This is a genomic window from Kribbella sp. NBC_00482 (genome assembly GCF_036013725.1).
In the GTDB taxonomy this organism is placed as follows: domain Bacteria; phylum Actinomycetota; class Actinomycetes; order Propionibacteriales; family Kribbellaceae; genus Kribbella.
In genome coordinates, this window is the sequence record NZ_CP107881.1 from 6240186 (window position 1) to 6255600 (window position 15415).

Genomic DNA, 15415 nt, shown 5'->3' on the forward strand with positions numbered 1-15415 from the left:
CGGCCGCTTCACCCGTTCAGGGCTCAGCAGGCAACACCACGGGTACGAAGAGGGCAGGGAACACCATGGCGACTGATTACGACGCCCCGCGCAAGACGGACGAAGAATCCTCCGAAGAGTCGATCGAGGAGCTCAAGACTCGCCGTCACGACAAGAACTCCGGCAAGGTCGACGAGGACGAGGCCGAGGCGGCAGAGAGCTTCGAGCTGCCCGGCGCGGACCTGAGTCACGAAGAGTTGGCGGTCCGGGTCCTCCCGCGCCAGGCCGACGAGTTCACCTGTTCGAGCTGCTTCCTGGTTCACCACCGCAGCCAGCTCGCCGAAACGAAGAAGGGGCAGCTGATCTGCCGCGACTGCGCAGCCTGACCTGCCGCCCTACTTCGTAGCAAAAGCAGCGGGACCGTTCTCAGACGCCTGAGAACGGTCCCACCGTTGCACCACACCCCAACCCGCCGAGCGTAGCGAGGCGGTTTTTCTATGTTCTTGTCTTTCAGTCGTCTTTCTTGCTGATGCTCTTCAGCAGGCTGCCGTCGGCGGCGTCCGCCTCGTAGCCGGGCGGCGCGTAGCCGGTGGACTTGAGCCAGTACGCGGCCGCGCGGCGCTCCGCGAAGAGCCTCGCGGCGGCTGCGGCGCCGGCGCTGACAGCGGCCCACACGGCGACCTCGGCGTACCCGCCCTGGCCGTTCTTCGGCGGCTTCCCGCCCGATCCCAGCTTCCAGGCCGTGCTGACCGCCTTGCTCGCGGCCAGGCCCACCACGATCGTGAAGGCGGCCTGCACCAGCTTCCAGCCGATCTTCGCTCCGACCACGACACCCTCCTCGTACGACTGCTGACAGTCAGGATCTTCCCACGCTGTGCCCGCTCAGAGCGGCAGCCAACCGGTCGGGGTGGCGCGTGGCGATCACCCAGTACGGCGCTGGGTCGGCCGGATCGGTGATCTGCACCCGCACGGCTCCGCTGATGTAGCTCCGCAGTACCAGGAACGCCTTCGGGTCGCAGTCACGTCCGAATGCGTGCCGCGCGTCGTCGCCGGTGAGCGCCTCGACCGTGCCCAGATACGTCCGGTCGATCTCGGCCCGCGCGGCGCGCAGCCGGGTGTCGTCGACCTCCACGCGAGCGCCGCCGTACCGGAGGAACAGGGCCAGGAGCAGGACCGCTGCGATCCCGCCGACCACGGCGCCGGCCATCGTCCCGACCGGTACGGCGACGATGCCGAACAGCGTGACGACAGCGGCGGCGGCGATGATCCACCACGACACCGGCACCCGCAGACTCTCGCGATACGTTCCCACAGGACCAGCCTGGCATGTGGTCCGTCCAGGCCGCTCGATAGGGTCGCCTCTCGTGACCGAGGTACTTATCCAGCGACTAGACCCCGACCTCCCGCTCCCGTCGTACGCGCATCCCGGCGATGCCGGCGCGGACCTCGTGGCGGCCGCCGACCTGACCCTGAAACCGGGCGAGCGCGGCCTGGTCGGAACCGGGATCGCGATCGCTCTGCAGAACGGGTACGCCGCGTTCGTGCACCCGCGCTCCGGGCTGGCCGCGAAGCACGGCGTCTCGATCGTGAACGCCCCAGGGACCGTCGACGCCGGGTACCGCGGCGAGATCAAGGTCTGCCTGATCAACCTCGACCCGCACGCCGAGGTAACCGTGCGGCGCGGGGATCGGATCGCGCAGCTGGTCATCCAGCAGGTCGACAAGGCCAAGTTCGTCGAGGTGACCTCACTGCCCGGCTCCGCACGCGGCGACCAGGGACACGGGTCGACCGGCGGTTTCGGCGATGTGACACGCTGACCAGGTGCACCCGTTGACCTGCCGGATGCGCGAGACTACGGCGCTGTGTCAGCGCCGGCACCAAGACCAAGGAAGTAGGCAACAGCAGTGATCTTCCGCCGCAAGGGCAAGAACGACGAGCCCGAGACGGGCGAGAACCTCGACGAGACCGGCACGGACGTCCGCGCCGAGGGCCCGTTCGACTCGACCGAGGTCGACGCCGACGACCTGGAGGCGGAGGACCGCATCGACCTGGGTGCGCTGGTCGTGACCGGCATGCCCGGGATGGAGCTGGGCCTGCAGGTCGACGAGCAGAGCGGCGTGGTGCAGGCGGTGCTGCTGATGCTCGACGACTCGGCCCTGGAGCTGCGCGCGTTCGCGGCCCCGAAGACCAGCGGCATCTGGGACGAGGTCCGCCAGGAGATCGCCGGCGAGGCCGCCCGGATGGGTGGTACGGCGACCGAGTCCGACGGACCGTTTGGCACCGAGCTGGTGCTGGTCGTCCCGGTCGAGGACCCGGAAGGACAGGTCTTCAGCCAGACCTCGCGCGTCATCGGTGTGGACGGCCCGCGCTGGCTGCTCCGCGGTACGGTCCTCGGTCGCGCCGCCGTCGAGGCGGACGCCGCCGAGCCGATGGAAGCGACCTTGCGCAACACCGTCGTGGTCCGCGGTAACGAGCCGATGGCGGTGCGTGAGTCGCTGCCGTTACAGATGCCGCCGGGTGCCCAGCCGAATGAGCCCGAAGAGGCCTGAGCGGACTACACTCGACGCCATGGGCAGCAACAAACCCGCGGGGCTGTGGAAGCGTGCCTTCCGCGGCCTGGCCGGAGACCGCGACGAGGAAGACGCAGAGGTCCTCAAGGACTTCGCGCAGGACTGTGGCGCGCGGTCCATCACCGGCTGCCACGACCGGGAGCTCGTGACGCTCTACGGCACGCTGCGCACCATCACGTTCAGCCCGCGCGGCGGCGTACCGGCACTGGAGGGTGAGTTGTACGACGGCACCGGCACGGTCAAGCTGGTCTGGCTCGGCCGCCGCAAGATCGGCGGCATCCACGCCGGTTCGGAGATGATCGCCTCCGGGCGGATCGGCGTCGTCGACGGCGACCGGGTGATGTTCAACCCGCGCTACGAACTGCGGCCCCAGGCAGCCCATGGCTGACCCGACGTCCCGCCCGGACCAGGTCGACGACGAGCGGCCGGTCGACGAGCCCTCGAGGCCGGCCAAGTCGACGGACAAGGACTTCTTCCACGCGCTCGGCGGGTGGGGTGCCCTCCTCGACATCGGGCTGCCGTGGATCGCGTTCCTGGTCGCGTACGCCGTCACCGACCACAAGCTGCAGCTGTCCCTGATCATCGCGGTCGGAATCGCTGCGGTGCTCGCCGCCGTACGTCTCATTCGCCGGCAGCCGTTGCGAAACGTCATCGGCGGCTTCATCGGCGTACTGATCTCAGCCTGGGTCGCGAACCGCACCGGCAACGCCAAGGACTTCTATGTCCCCGGCCTGCTCACCAACCTCGGCTACGGCCTGCTGTACCTGATCACCGTCCTGATCCGCTGGCCACTGTTCGGCGTCCTGTACGGCGTGATCACCCAGACCGGCACCGCCTGGCGCCGCGATCCCGTGCTGCTGAAGGGCTTCTCCCGCGCGACGCTGGTGTTCGTAGGCCTGTTCGCGATCCGTCTGATCGTCCAGGTCCCGCTGTACTTCACCGGCAGCCTGAACGCCCTCGGCATCGCCAAGATCGGCCTAGGTCTGCCGTTCTACGCGCTGGCGATCTGGCTCGCGTACGCCGTACTCCGCGGCTCGATGCCAACAGAAAAATGGGACGAAGCCCGAGACAGCATCACCCACCTCCTCCGCGGCAACAAGAAGTAACCACCCACACAACCCGCCCACCGCTTCCGGCGGCGAGCGCCTGTGGACCGCTCGGACCGCAACACGCCGAGCCACTCCCAGGAGCGGCACCTGCGCGGCATCAAGAAATAACCGGGCCGCGTAATCGGACCCCGCTTCACGCTGGCTGTCCTGTGGGCCGCCTCCGGCGGCGTGCGGTTGTTGAGCGCCCGGACTGCGGCAGGCGGAATGACTGTGCCGCCCGCGGGAGCGACGCCATTCGCGGCAACAAGAAGTAACGGGTCGCGTAGATCGGACACCGCTTCGCGGAGGCTGTCTTGTCGGCCGCCTCCGGCGGCGTGCGGTTGTTGAGCGCCCGGACTGCAGGAGGCGGAATGACTGTGCCGCCCGCGGCGGAGTGAGTGTCCCGCACCTCGGAGGGACGGGGCTTCGCGACGGCTGTCTATCGGGTGCCTCCCACCACGGCCGAAACGGGGGAGTTGAGGCGGCCGGGCTGGTCTGGATCGAACCTGCCGGCGGCGCACCCAGGGACTGTGGACTGAGGTACCCCGGACCACCGCATAGCCGAGCCGCCACGATGGCTGCCCGCTACGAGTCACCGATCGACAGCTCGGATTTCCCTTGTGGATAAGGCTTCTGGGCTTGATCCGATTTGAACGAGACACGATCGTGATCTAGAATAGAACACATGTTCGAGGAAGATCTGGACCAGCTCGACACCGCGGACCTGCTGGCCGCGGCGTCGCAGTACGGCCGGATCGAGAACCGGGCCGCCGTGCGCGTGCTGGAGGCAGCACTGGCCTACGCCGACCGCCACGCGGTGGTGCTGGGCGAGCCACGCCCGGGCTACGAGAAGATCCACGTCTACGGCGGTGACGGCTGCCCCGGCGTCGCGGAGTTCGCGCCGATCGAGTTCGGCGCGGTGATGCGCATGTCGAGCGGCGCGGCCGCCGCGCTGATCGGCGAGGCCCTCGCACTACGCCACCGGCTGCCCAGGACCTGGGCCGCAGTACTGGACGGAAACGCTGTCGCCTGGAGGGCCCGCAAAGTCGCCCATGCCTGCTTGGCGCTGTCGCAGGAAGCGGCCGTGATCGTCGACCGGCGGGTCGCCGGGATCGTCAACACCGTCACGCCCGGTGCCCTGGCCAAGATCGTCAAGGCCGCGGTCTGGGAAGCCGACCCCGAAGCCGCCAAAGCCCAAGCAGAAGCCGCCGCCCGCACCCGAGGCGTGTTCGTGGCCCCGTCCGACGACCACGGCACAAAACAGATCTGGGTCCGCGCCGCAGCCGGTGACGTGATCCGCTTCGACGCCACCATCGACGACCTGGCCCGCGCGCTGAAGATCCTCGGCGACACCGACGACCTGGACCAACGCCGCGCAAAGGCAATCGGCTGGATCTCCGACCCGGCAGCAGCCCACCAACTCCTCGAGGTCGCCCGCTACCTGGCCCGCACCCAGCCCGCCGCTGCCCGCACCCAGCCGCCCCATCCCCAGCCGAGTCACAGCGCCCCAGGCGATGCCACCGACCGCAGCCCGGCTGCGCCGAACCGCGACGAACCCGATCAGGACCCGGACCGCGAGGCCGCCGAGCGCGCACACGATGACACCGACCCCGCGAGGCCATGGACCGCCCCGGACGGCTGGGCCGTCCAGACCGAGCAGCCCGAGCAGTCCGCGCAGACCCTGGACCAACTGGACGAGCAGGCCGCCCTGGACGAGCATGACCAGCAGCCCGTGCAGCCCGTGCAGCCCGAGCAGACCCTGGACCAACTGGCCGCGCAGATCGCGCTGGGCGAGTTGGACGAGCAGGACAGCGCGGTAGCCGACATCGCCATCCTGTCCGAGGCCGACTGCGAGGCCGACTGCGAGGCCGACTGCGCGGGTGGCGGTGCGGGTGAGGGTGGGGCTCATGGCGTGGATGGGCGTGGGGCCGGTGGTGGGGATGTTGGGGACGGGTTTACGCGGGTGGCGCTGGCGGGCACGTTGCCGGGTCGGCTTGCGGCGATCAAGCAAGAGGCCCACCGCAACGGGCTCGGCGCGGGGAGTGGGCGGCGGGTGCGGCACACGCTGTACGTGCACCTGACCGACCGGACGCTTGCTACCGGCAACGGTGTGCTGCGGGTTGAAGAGCTCGGGCCGCTGCTCGCCGGCCAACTGGGCGAGCTTCTCGGTCATGACCAGATCAATGTGAAGCCGGTGATCGATCTTCAGGATCAGGTCAATGTTCACAGCTACGAGATCCCGGACCGGATCCGTGAACGAGTGAGACTCCAGCACCCGGTCGACATGTTCCCGTTCAGCGGGGCCGAGGCCACCGTGCGGATGGATCAAGACCACATCACGCCGTACGAGCGCGCCGGTCCACCGGGACAAACCACCACCGACAACCTCATACCGCTAGGCAGACTCCACCACCGCGCCAAAACCTTCGGCGGCTGGCGAAGCCGACGCCTGCCCACCGGAGCAGTCGACTGGATCAGCCCCCACGGGTTCCGCTTCGTCGTCGACCACACCGGGACCTGGCCAGTGCTCGACAAAGCCGAGGCAGCGACCCAGTAGGTGGTCTAGTACTAGGCCGCTGGCGCGAGGCCGCTGGGGGCAGGCCGCTCGGGGTGAGTGGTTCCGGGGTAGGCGGTTCCGGGGGTGGGTCGTCCCGGACTGGGTGGTCCCGGGTTGAGCGGTCTCGGACTGGGTGGTCTCGGGTGGGTGGTCTCGGGGTGGGTAGTCCTGGGGTGGGTGGTCCTGGGGCTGGTGGTCTCGGACTGGGTGGTCCCGGGCAGGTGGTCCTGGGGTGGGTCGTCCTGGGTGGGAGGTCTCGGACTGGTGGTCCTGGGGTGGGTGGTTGCTGGGCGGTCCCGGACTGGATGGTTTCGGAGGTGAGGGGTCCCCGGGGTGGTGGCGCGATGGCTCGTTGGGCTGTGCCGTGAGCGGGTGGCACCGGGAGCCCGGCTCCGGAGCCGGAGCCGGGAGCCGGAAGCGGAGCGGGAGCCGGGAGCCGGAAGCGGAGCGGGAGCCGGAGCGGAGCCGGGAGCGGAGTTGGGGCGGGAGTTGTGGGTTACGGGTGGGGCTGGACGAATTTGAGTTGGTGGGCGTCGGGGTCGCGTACCCAGGCGTAGTGCAGGCGGCCGTCCGGGGAGTCGGTCGGAGCGACTACGGCGGTGGCGCCGGCGGCGAGGGCTTGGGTGTACATGGTGTCGACGTCGTCGCACCAGAACACGATCTCCGTTGCGGGCCGGTCGGCCGGCTCGACGCCGAGGTCGACGAGTTCGTTGGCGACGCGCGCGGAGGTCAGCCCGATGCGGATGCCCGCCGCCTCGACCTCCACATGCGCGACGGGGCCAGAGGCGGGTGCCCGAAACGCCTCCGTCAGTCCGAGGCGGTTGTAGAACTCGAGGCACCCGTCCACGTCGTCGCAGAACAGGTTGACCTGGAACTGCTGGATCTGCGCCATCCCGCAACCCTAGGAGGTGGTGCCCTCCGACTTGCGGTGGTGGGGGGACAGCATGTCTTCCAGTTGTTCTTCGGTTTCGTCGGCGGCGACGAAGAGGAGCTCGTCGTTGAGTTCGAGCGTGCCTTCCGGGTCCGGGCGCAGGACGCGGCCTTCGCGGAGGATGACGACCAAGGCGGTGTCCAGCGGCCAGTCGATGTCGCCGACCCGGAGACCGATCATCGGGGAGTCCTCGGGCAGCGTCAGCTCGACCAGGTTCGCGTCGCCCTGGCGGAAGGTGAAGAGCCGGACGAGGTCGCCGACCGACACCGCCTCCTCGACCAGCGCGGACATGATCCGCGGCGTGGACACCGAGACGTCCACACCCCAGGCCTCGTTGAACATCCACTCGTTGCGCGGGTGGTTGACCCGGGCAACGGTCCGGGGTACGCCGAACTCGGTCTTGGCGAGCAGTGAGACGACCAGGTTGACCTTGTCGTCACCGGTACTGGCGATTGCGACCTGGCAACGCTGCAGCGCGGCCTCCTCGAGCGAGGACAGCTCGCACGCGTCGGCCAGCAGCCACTCGGCGCGCGGCACCGACTCGGCCTTGATCGCCCGGGGGTCCTTGTCGATCAGCAGGACCTCGTGGCCGTTCTCCAGCAGTTCACCGGCGATCGAACGACCCACGTTGCCGGCTCCCGCGATGGCTACCCGCATCACAGCTCCTCAGGCCTCTTCAGGTTTGGCGCCGAGCTGGGCCTCGACCGCGGCGGCTTCCCGCTCCAGCATCACGACGTGGACCAGGTCGCCTTCTTGGACGACCGTGTCGGCCCGGGGCAGGACGCCCTCGCCGAGCCGGGTCAGGAACGCCACCCGGGCACCGGTCGCCTTCTCGATGTCGAACGCGGGCCGGCCGATCCAATCGGCGTGCACATGCACCTCGGCCAGCCGGACGGTGGCGGACGGGTCGCGCCATTCCGGCTCGGAGCCCTCGGGGAGCAGCCGGCGCATCATCTGGTCGACGGTCCAGCGGACCGTGCCGACCGTGGGGATACCGAGCCGCTGGTACACCTCGGCGCGGCCCGGGTCGTAGATCCGGGCCACCACGTTGTTGATCCCGAACGTCTCGCGGGCCACCCGGGCGGCCAGGATGTTCGAGTTGTCGCCGTTCGACACCGCCGCGAACGCCTCGGCGTCCTCGATCCCGGCCTCGGTCAGCACCTCGCGGTCGAAGCCCATCCCGAGGATGGTCCGCCCGGTGAACGCGGGGCTCAGCCGGCGGAACGCGTCGGCCGACTGGTCGATGATCGCGACCGTGTGGCCGCGTTTCTCCAAACCGCGGGCGAGCATCGACCCGACGCGGCCGCAGCCCATGATGACGACGTGCACTCGCTGATCACTCCCTGCCCCGTGGCGGGCGGCTGGCTCGGTTCGGCAGGGATAGACGCTACACCGGAACTGGGGGCCCTCTAACATCACCGGTGTGACTCCCGCTCTAGGCGATATCGGCAAACGGCTGCTGCTCGGACGCAAACTGCGCAGCACTCAGCTGGGTGAGACCCTGCTGCCGAAGCGCATCGCCCTCCCGGTGTTCGCGAGCGACGCCCTGTCGTCGGTCGCTTACGCGCCCGACGAGATCTTCCTGACGCTGTCGATCGCCGGGCTGGCGGCGTACAGCTTCTCGTGGAAGATCGGCCTGCTGGTGGCGTTCGTGATGCTCGTCGTCGTGGCGTCGTACCGACAGAACGTGCATGCCTACCCGTCGGGCGGCGGTGACTACGAGGTCGCGACGGTGAACATCGGCCCGAACGCCGGCCTGACCGTGGCCAGCGCGCTGATGGTGGACTACGTCTTGACCGTGGCGGTGTCGATCTCGTCGGGTGTCCAGAACGCCAAGTCGGCGTTGCCGTTCCTCCAGGGCCACGAGGTGCCGCTGGCGGTCGGCCTGGTCCTGCTGCTGACCGCGATGAACCTGCGCGGTGTCCGCGAATCGGGCGGGATCTTCGCGGTCCCGACGTACATCTTCATGGCGTCGATCATCGGGATGGCGATCTGGGGCCTGATCCGGCTGAGCACCGGGAACCTGCCGATGGCCGAGAGCGCCGACTTCGAGGTCCGGTCCGAACCGGGGCACGAGGTGTTCAGCGGGCTGGCTGCGGTCTTCCTGCTGGCCCGGGCGTTCTCCTCCGGGTGTGCGGCGCTGACCGGCGTCGAGGCGATCAGCAACGGCGTGCCGGCGTTCCGCAAGCCGAAGAGCAAGAACGCCGCGACCACGTTGCTGCTGCTCGGCACGATCGCGGTCACGATGCTGATGGGCATCCTGTTCCTGGCCGACAAGATCCGGCTCCGGTTCGCCGAGGATCCGGCCACGCAGCTGCTCCGTAACGGAGTGCCGGTCGGCGACAGCTACACCCAGAAGACCGTGATCGGTCAGATCGGTGACTCGGTCTTCTCGAACTTCCCGCCCGGCTTCTACCTGGTGATCGGCGCGACCATGCTGATCCTGGTGCTGGCGGCGAACACCGCGTTCAACGGCTTCCCGGTGCTCGGCTCGATCCTGGCCCGCGACGGCTACCTGCCGCGCCAGTTGCACACCCGCGGCGACCGGCTCGCCTACAGCAACGGCATCATCCTGCTGGCGCTGGCCGCGATCGGGCTGATCATCGCGTTCGACGCCCAGGTCACCAAGCTGATCCAGCTCTACATCGTCGGCGTGTTCGTCAGCTTCACGCTCAGCCAGTTCGGCATGATCCGGCACTGGACCCGGCACCTGAAGACCGAGACCGACCCGGTCAAGCGGCGGCGCATGATGCGCTCCCGGATCATCAACACGATCGGCCTGACGATGACCGGGGTCGTGCTGGTGATCGTGCTGATCACGAAGTTCACCCACGGCGCGTACATCGCGATCATCGCGATGGCGGTGCTCTTCGTGCTGATGAAGGGGATCCACCGGCACTACGAGACGGTCCGCAGGCAGATGGCCGCCGAAGGCGACGAGCCGCTGATGCTGCCGTCGCGGGTGCACGCGATCGTGCTGGTCTCCAAGCTGCACAAGCCGACCTTGCGGGCGCTGGCGTTCGCGAAGGCGGCCCGGCCTTACCAGCTCGAAGCTGTCACGGTCGACGTCGACCGGGACGAGTCGGACCTGCTGCAGGCCGAGTGGGAGACGCGCGGCATCCCGATGCCGTTGAAGCGGCTCGCGTCGCCGTACCGGGAAATCACCCGGCCGATCCTGCAGTACGTGCGCGACATCCGGCGGCAGTCGCCGCGGGACGTGGTGATGGTTTATATCCCCGAGTACGTCGTAGGCCACTGGTGGGAGCACATCCTGCACAACCAGAGTGCACTGCGGCTCAAGGGGCGCCTCTTGTTTACACCTGGTGTGATGGTTACGTCCGTTCCTTATCAGCTGCTCTCCTCGCAGGGGGCCGAGGAACGGCAGGACCGGGTGGAACGGGTAGCCGGCCAGGTACGGCGCGGTGCCCGCAAGGCGTCAGGAGATCGGTGACAGACGAGAACAGTCTGGTCGGGGCGGTAGTCGAGCTGGAGGTAGGTCCAGTCGCACACGGGGGACACTGTGTCGCCCGGCACGAGGGGCAGGTGGTCTTCGTCCGGCATGCGCTGCCGGGGGAGCTGGTGCATGCCCGGATCACGGAACAGACAGCCAAGTACCTGCGGGCCGACGCGGTCCAGGTGCTCACGCCGTCCCCGCAACGGATCGAGCCGCCGTGCCCGTACGCCGGACCGGGCCAGTGCGGCGGGTGTGACTTCCAGCACGCCAACATCGTCGAGCAGCGGCGGCTGAAGGCGACGGTCGTGTCGGACACGCTCCGGCGGATCGGTGGGATCGAGCGGACCATCGTGATGGAGTCGCCGGGGGACGACGGGCTCGGCTGGCGGACGCGGATGCGGTACGCCGTCGTGGACGAGCGGCCCGGTATGTACGCGCACCGCTCCCACGACCTGATCCCGATCGACCAGTGCCTGCTCGCGCACCCGGGGACGCCGGACGTGCTGAGCTCACGGTGGCCGGGCGTGTCGTCGGTGCAGGCGGTGGTGTCCTCCGAGGGCAAGAGCTCCGTACTGACCGACCAAGAGCCGGGGGAGCGGCTGGTCGAGGTGGTGCGTGACCGGCGGTTCCTGGTGGAGGCCGGTGGGTTCTGGCAGGTCCACCCGGCGGCGCCGGAGACGCTGGTGGACGCCGTACTGAGCGGGCTGGAGCCTGCTGCCGGTGAGACCGCGCTCGACCTGTACTCGGGCGTCGGGCTGTTCGCGGCGTTCCTGGCCGAGGCCGGGTGCCCCGTGCTGGCCATCGAGGGCGACAAGGACGCGGTCCGGAACGCCCGGCGGAACCTGCACGACCTGGACGGCGTGACGCTGGAGAACGGCGACGTCGACCGGGTCCTGAACGCGGCGGCAGGCCAGGGCCTCGAGCACGTGGACCTCGTCGTCCTCGACCCGCCCCGGACCGGCGCCGGGAAGGACGTCGTACGGCGGATCGCGGCGCTCGGACCGCGGCGGGTGGCGTACGTCGCCTGCGATCCGGCGGCACTGGCCCGCGACCTGAAGACGTTCGGACGCCTCGGGTACGGGATCGCCTCGCTGCGCGCCTTCGACCTCTTCGGGATGACCCACCACATCGAATGCGTCGCCATCCTCGAGCCTGTGGACAGTGAAGTGGCCAGTCCTGGAGGGCTCGGGTAGCGTCTGGGCCTGGATCCAAATGCGCTTGGAGACCTGATGCCGCTCGTTGACCTGGACGACCCGGAGGAGTTGCGCGCCCGCTGGAGCGCACTCGCCGCGGTCGCGCATGCCACGGGCTTCGACCGGCGCTGGTACGCCGACGCCGACGGGTACCACCACCAGGACGAGAGCGCCTCCGTGCTGCGGATGGCGCGCCTGGAGGACGGGCGGTCGGTGCTGTGGGGATTCCACACGCAGCACAGCCAGACCGCCGGCGAGGACCTGCTGGCCGGGTCGCCGGAGTGGATCGGGCAGCCGGAGGTGCGGCAGCGCCAGACGGCGGGCGAGCTCGGGTTCGTGTACGGCGCGTTCAACGGGAGCTGGGCGCGCGCGTCGTACCCGGGGGATCCGTGGCAGCCGGTCGATGACGGGTTCGGGCCGATCGGCGAGTGGATCTCCGCGGACGAGGCGGCCGCCGACGAGATGATCGAGTGGGTCGCGGGATGGTGCGACTACCTCGGCGGCCTCGACGCGCTCCGCCCGTACGGCGTGGAGCTGATCCGGGCCGCGGCCGGGCCTGGGATCTCGGCTTCGGCACTCGCGGCGTTCTTCGGGCAGTTCGGGATCGACCCGCGGTCACCGGTGCAACCGGACCTGCCGGCCGGCGTCGCCGCGGGGGAGGACTTCACCCCGAACGTTGCAGAACCGGCAAGTTTCGACGCAGACCCTGACACGGCCGAGGTCTCGGTCGTTGAAGATCCCGTGATCGGAGACAACCCGCCAGCAGACGACGAGGAGTCGTACGTCGTCCCGCCCGGCATCAGCCCCTTCACCGGCCAGCCGATCGCCGACCCACCGGCTGCGTACCCGCAGGCGGCTGCCCCGTACGTGGACCCGTCGACGCCCGGCACGTACCTGCCGGAGAACGTCTCGAGTCCTGGGCTGCCGACGTCTCATGCGTACGACCCGACGCTTCCGTCGTCCGAACCGCCGCGGGTTGGCGGCGGGGTTTACGAAGGCGACGACTTTTACAACAGCCTCTTCGCGGACGCTCCTGCCAGCGCTGCGCCTGCGGCGGATCAGGATTGGGAGACGGCGGAACAGTCGTCCTGGTCCGATCAGGAAGCGACCAGCGCGTACAACCCGTTCCCTGAGCCCACACCGGACCCGGCTTGGAGCGGGCCCGCCTGGATCAACGGCGAATGGGTGGAAGACCCCAGCTCGGCATCGGCGGAACCCGCTCCGGTCGCGGACTTGGAGGACGACGACGCACCTACTGCCGAGATCGAGGCAGTGCTGGACCCGGCCCCGGCGGCCGAGGAAGACGAACCGGCGTCCTTCACCGGCCCGTCCCCGTTCGCCCCCGCCCCCGAGCCGACGCCCCAGGTAGCCGAGTTCGCGGCAACGGACGCAGACGACGACCAAACCGCCGAAATCCCCGCCGTAACCGACGACCTCGAGCCAGCCGAGGACCCGGCCGAGGACGTTCCGGGCGTGCAGGAGTATGAGGTTGAAGCTCAAGTAGAGCCTCACCCTCAACCGCAGCCCTGGCCGCAACCCCAGCCGGAGCCGTGGCCGCAGCCAGAGCCCCATCCGGCACCGTGGCCTCAGCCCACCCCGCCCGACCCCGAGCCGACCCCGCACCCGTCGCCCACCCCCGACCCGTACCCCGCGCCTTTCCCAGAGCCCGAGCCGATCCCGGGGCCTGTTCCGGACCCCGAGCCCGTGCCGGAGCCGCTGCCCGAGCCTGAGCCGGAGCCCGACCCGCACCCGTTCCCACAGCCCGAGCCGGAGCCGTTTCCGCAGCCCGAGCCTGAGCCGATGCCGGAGCCCGAGCCGGAACCCATGCCGGAGCCCGAGCCACAGCAGGTTGCGCGGCTCGAGGGTGGTGACGAGTTCGGGGGTGACCCGGACGACGACATGCCGACCGGGTTCGTGCCCGTGGTGGACGATGACGAGCCGGTGTGGCTCAAGGCGCCGGTCGGATCTGTCGACGAGTCGGACCAGCCGAACGGCGCGGCCGGGGGTGCTGTTGGTGGGATGTTGGTGGCCGGCTTGGGGCTGGTTGGTGGCGGCGGGCCTCGGATCGTGCCTGAGTCCGGCTCTCTCGAGGAGGCGATGCGGGCCGAGGTCGAGCGGCCTCGGCCGAAGCCGGGGGAGTCGGCTGCGGTGCGGGCGTTGCATGACTGGTGCCGGGCGCGGACGGCGGTTGTGCCTTCGGGGTTCACGATCCAGGTGCAGGTGCTCGACCCGGGTGCGCCGTCGTACCGGTTCGACCTGGAGCCGCCGGACGTGGACGACCCCGAGTTCGCCGCCGAGAAGCTCAGCGGCCTGCTCGGTGATCTCTGGCTGACCGAAGCCCAAGGTGAGCAGGGCGGCTGGCTGTTCGCACGGATCGACGCGGCCGGACGCACGCTGCGGATCGACCGCTGGTACGACCAGGTGCCCGACTGGTGGGACAACCCGGTCGAGGAGCGCTTCAACCCGAACGAGCTGGTCCGCAGGCTCTACGGCCGCAGCGCCGAATGGCAACCGTCGTACCTGGAGAAGCTGTACACCAGCGCGAGATAGCGTTGGCGCCATGCTTCTCAGGATCTTCACCGAACCTCAGCAGGGCGCGTCGTACGACGACCTTCTCGCGGTCGCCCGCAAGACGGAGGAGAACGGGTTCGACGCGTTCTTCCGCTCCGACCACTACCTCGTCATGGGCGACAACGACGGCCTCCCGGGCCCGACCGACTCGTGGATCACGCTGGCCGGCCTGGCACGTGAGACCAAGCGGATCAAGCTCGGCACGCTGGTCAGCTCCGCGACGTTCCGCAACCCCGGCGTACTGGCGATCTCGGTCGCGCAGGTCGACCAGATGAGCGGCGGCCGCGCCGAACTCGGGCTCGGCGCCGGTTGGTACGAAGCCGAGCACAAGGCGTACGGCCTCGACTTCCCCGACACCCCCGGCCGCTTCGACCTCCTCACCGAACAGCTCGAACTGATCACCGGCCTCTGGGACACCCCGGTCGGCGAGAAGTACGACTTCCAGGGCGAGCACTACCAGATCAGCGACTCCCCGGCGCTGCCGAAGCCGGTCCAGCAGCCGCACCCGCCGATCATCGTCGGCGGCGCGGGCAAGAAGCGGACGCCGGCCCTGTCCGCGAAGTACGCCGCCGAGTTCAACGCCGGCTTCCGCGGTGTGGAGGAGACCTCGATCCTCTTCAAGCGTGTCCAGGCGGCCTGCACCGACATCGGCCGCGACCCGAAGACGCTCGCCCTCTCCACCGCGCACACCGTGGTGGTCGGCAAGGACGACGCCGAGGTGAAGCAGCGGGCCGAGGCGATCGGCCGCGACGTCGAGGACCTCAAGGCGAACGCCATCGCGGGGACGACGGCCGAGGTCGTGGACCGGCTGGGTCAGTTCGCGGCCGTCGGATCGCAGCGTCAGTACGTCCAGATCATGGATCTGCAGGACCTCGACCACCTCGACCTGATCGCGGCGGAGGTTCTTCCACAGGTTTCCTAAGACCTCACGAAGTTGGCTCGATGTCGTGTATCTTGATGTCGAGAGAGTTTGCGGCCCGAGGTTAGGTGAACCTGACCTCGCGGCCGGTCAACGCGCTCGGCAGGATGGGCGCAGCGGACCCGCAGCAAATATGGACCGGACAGAGGAGCA

The 15415-nt window shown here is 69.3% G+C and carries 15 protein-coding genes; 10 read left to right on the top strand and 5 right to left on the bottom strand.

Translation table 11 applies throughout. The features are described from left to right. Positions 1–65: 65 nt before the first annotated feature. Positions 66–365 carry a DUF4193 domain-containing protein gene (locus OHB24_RS30280; RefSeq protein WP_327634265.1) on the top strand — a complete coding sequence of 100 codons (300 nt, stop codon included), beginning with the start codon at positions 66–68 and terminating at the stop codon, positions 363–365. A 124-nt stretch (positions 366–489) separates the two neighbouring features. Here the strand turns inward: OHB24_RS30280 and OHB24_RS30285 are convergent, their stop codons facing one another. Both OHB24_RS30285 and OHB24_RS30290 read right to left on the bottom strand, forming a co-directional pair. Then, positions 490–807: a DUF4235 domain-containing protein gene (locus OHB24_RS30285; RefSeq protein ID WP_327634266.1), complete on the bottom strand. Its 318-nt coding sequence runs from the start codon at positions 805–807 to the stop codon at positions 490–492. 28 nt (positions 808–835) lie between these two features. Beyond that, a complete protein-coding gene (locus OHB24_RS30290) occupies positions 836–1291 on the bottom strand; it encodes a DUF3093 domain-containing protein (RefSeq protein WP_327634267.1) in 456 nt (151 codons plus the stop codon). Between the two features lie 52 nt (positions 1292–1343). Here OHB24_RS30290 and dut point away from each other — a divergent pair, with 52 nt between their 5' ends. The 5 genes from dut (at position 1344) to OHB24_RS30315 (ending at position 6194) form a co-directional block, all read left to right on the top strand. Further along, positions 1344–1796: a dUTP diphosphatase gene (gene dut, locus OHB24_RS30295; RefSeq protein WP_327634268.1), complete on the top strand. Its 453-nt coding sequence runs from the start codon at positions 1344–1346 to the stop codon at positions 1794–1796. Between the two features lie 87 nt (positions 1797–1883). Then, the gene (locus tag OHB24_RS30300) at positions 1884–2528 is read left to right on the top strand and encodes a DUF3710 domain-containing protein (RefSeq protein WP_327634269.1); all 645 of its coding nucleotides are present in this window, start codon (positions 1884–1886) and stop codon (positions 2526–2528) included. 19 nt (positions 2529–2547) lie between these two features. Further along, entirely contained in the window at positions 2548–2937 is a 390-nt protein-coding gene (locus OHB24_RS30305) for an OB-fold nucleic acid binding domain-containing protein (protein ID WP_327634270.1), read from the top strand. Beyond that, the gene (locus OHB24_RS30310; protein ID WP_327634271.1) at positions 2930–3655 is read left to right on the top strand and encodes a DUF3159 domain-containing protein; all 726 of its coding nucleotides are present in this window, start codon (positions 2930–2932) and stop codon (positions 3653–3655) included. The genes OHB24_RS30305 and OHB24_RS30310 overlap by 8 nt, the downstream gene beginning before the upstream one ends. A gap of 667 nt (positions 3656–4322) precedes the next feature. Further along, positions 4323–6194: a hypothetical protein gene (locus OHB24_RS30315; protein ID WP_327634272.1), complete on the top strand. Its 1872-nt coding sequence runs from the start codon at positions 4323–4325 to the stop codon at positions 6192–6194. 496 nt (positions 6195–6690) lie between these two features. On the opposite strand, the gene OHB24_RS30320 is transcribed toward OHB24_RS30315, so the two are convergent. The 3 genes from OHB24_RS30320 to OHB24_RS30330 are packed head-to-tail and all read right to left on the bottom strand — an operon-like array spanning position 6691 to position 8454. Further along, the gene (locus OHB24_RS30320) at positions 6691–7086 is read right to left on the bottom strand and encodes a VOC family protein (protein WP_327634273.1); all 396 of its coding nucleotides are present in this window, start codon (positions 7084–7086) and stop codon (positions 6691–6693) included. A gap of 9 nt (positions 7087–7095) precedes the next feature. Further along, on the bottom strand, positions 7096–7782 hold the full coding sequence (locus tag OHB24_RS30325; RefSeq protein WP_327634274.1) for a potassium channel family protein: 687 nt from the start codon (positions 7780–7782) through the stop codon (positions 7096–7098). A 9-nt stretch (positions 7783–7791) separates the two neighbouring features. Continuing rightward, entirely contained in the window at positions 7792–8454 is a 663-nt protein-coding gene (locus OHB24_RS30330; protein WP_442913928.1) for a potassium channel family protein, read from the bottom strand. Between the two features lie 94 nt (positions 8455–8548). Between OHB24_RS30330 and OHB24_RS30335 the strand changes: the two genes are divergently transcribed. From OHB24_RS30335 to OHB24_RS30350, 4 genes are read left to right on the top strand one after another with little or no spacing between them, the layout of a single operon-like run. Then, positions 8549–10576, top strand: coding sequence for an APC family permease (locus OHB24_RS30335; RefSeq protein WP_327634275.1), 2028 nt, complete (start codon positions 8549–8551; stop codon positions 10574–10576). Further along, positions 10573–11772, top strand: a complete 1200-nt coding sequence (locus OHB24_RS30340; RefSeq protein ID WP_327634276.1) for a class I SAM-dependent RNA methyltransferase — start codon at positions 10573–10575, stop codon at positions 11770–11772. The genes OHB24_RS30335 and OHB24_RS30340 overlap by 4 nt, the downstream gene beginning before the upstream one ends. A 36-nt stretch (positions 11773–11808) precedes the next feature. Further along, positions 11809–14322, top strand: a complete 2514-nt coding sequence (locus OHB24_RS30345) for a hypothetical protein (protein ID WP_327634277.1) — start codon at positions 11809–11811, stop codon at positions 14320–14322. Between the two features lie 10 nt (positions 14323–14332). Beyond that, complete coding sequence (locus OHB24_RS30350; RefSeq protein ID WP_327634278.1) at positions 14333–15265, top strand: LLM class F420-dependent oxidoreductase; 933 nt, start codon at positions 14333–14335, stop codon at positions 15263–15265. The last annotated feature ends 150 nt before the right edge of the window (positions 15266–15415 follow it).

Excerpts from the sequence above, each read along its gene's own strand:
- OHB24_RS30350 (WP_327634278.1), top strand. The coding sequence starts at position 14,333 with ATGCTTCTCAGGATCTTCACCGAACCTCAGCAGGGCGCGTCGTACGAC.
- OHB24_RS30345 (WP_327634277.1), top strand. The coding sequence starts at position 11,809 with ATGCCGCTCGTTGACCTGGACGACCCGGAGGAGTTGCGCGCCCGCTGG.
- OHB24_RS30315 (WP_327634272.1), top strand. The coding sequence starts at position 4,323 with ATGTTCGAGGAAGATCTGGACCAGCTCGACACCGCGGACCTGCTGGCC.
- OHB24_RS30280 (WP_327634265.1), top strand. The coding sequence starts at position 66 with ATGGCGACTGATTACGACGCCCCGCGCAAGACGGACGAAGAATCCTCC.
- OHB24_RS30320 (WP_327634273.1), bottom strand. The coding sequence starts at position 7,086 with ATGGCGCAGATCCAGCAGTTCCAGGTCAACCTGTTCTGCGACGACGTG.
- OHB24_RS30310 (WP_327634271.1), top strand. The coding sequence starts at position 2,930 with ATGGCTGACCCGACGTCCCGCCCGGACCAGGTCGACGACGAGCGGCCG.
- OHB24_RS30325 (WP_327634274.1), bottom strand. The coding sequence starts at position 7,782 with ATGCGGGTAGCCATCGCGGGAGCCGGCAACGTGGGTCGTTCGATCGCC.
- OHB24_RS30305 (WP_327634270.1), top strand. The coding sequence starts at position 2,548 with ATGGGCAGCAACAAACCCGCGGGGCTGTGGAAGCGTGCCTTCCGCGGC.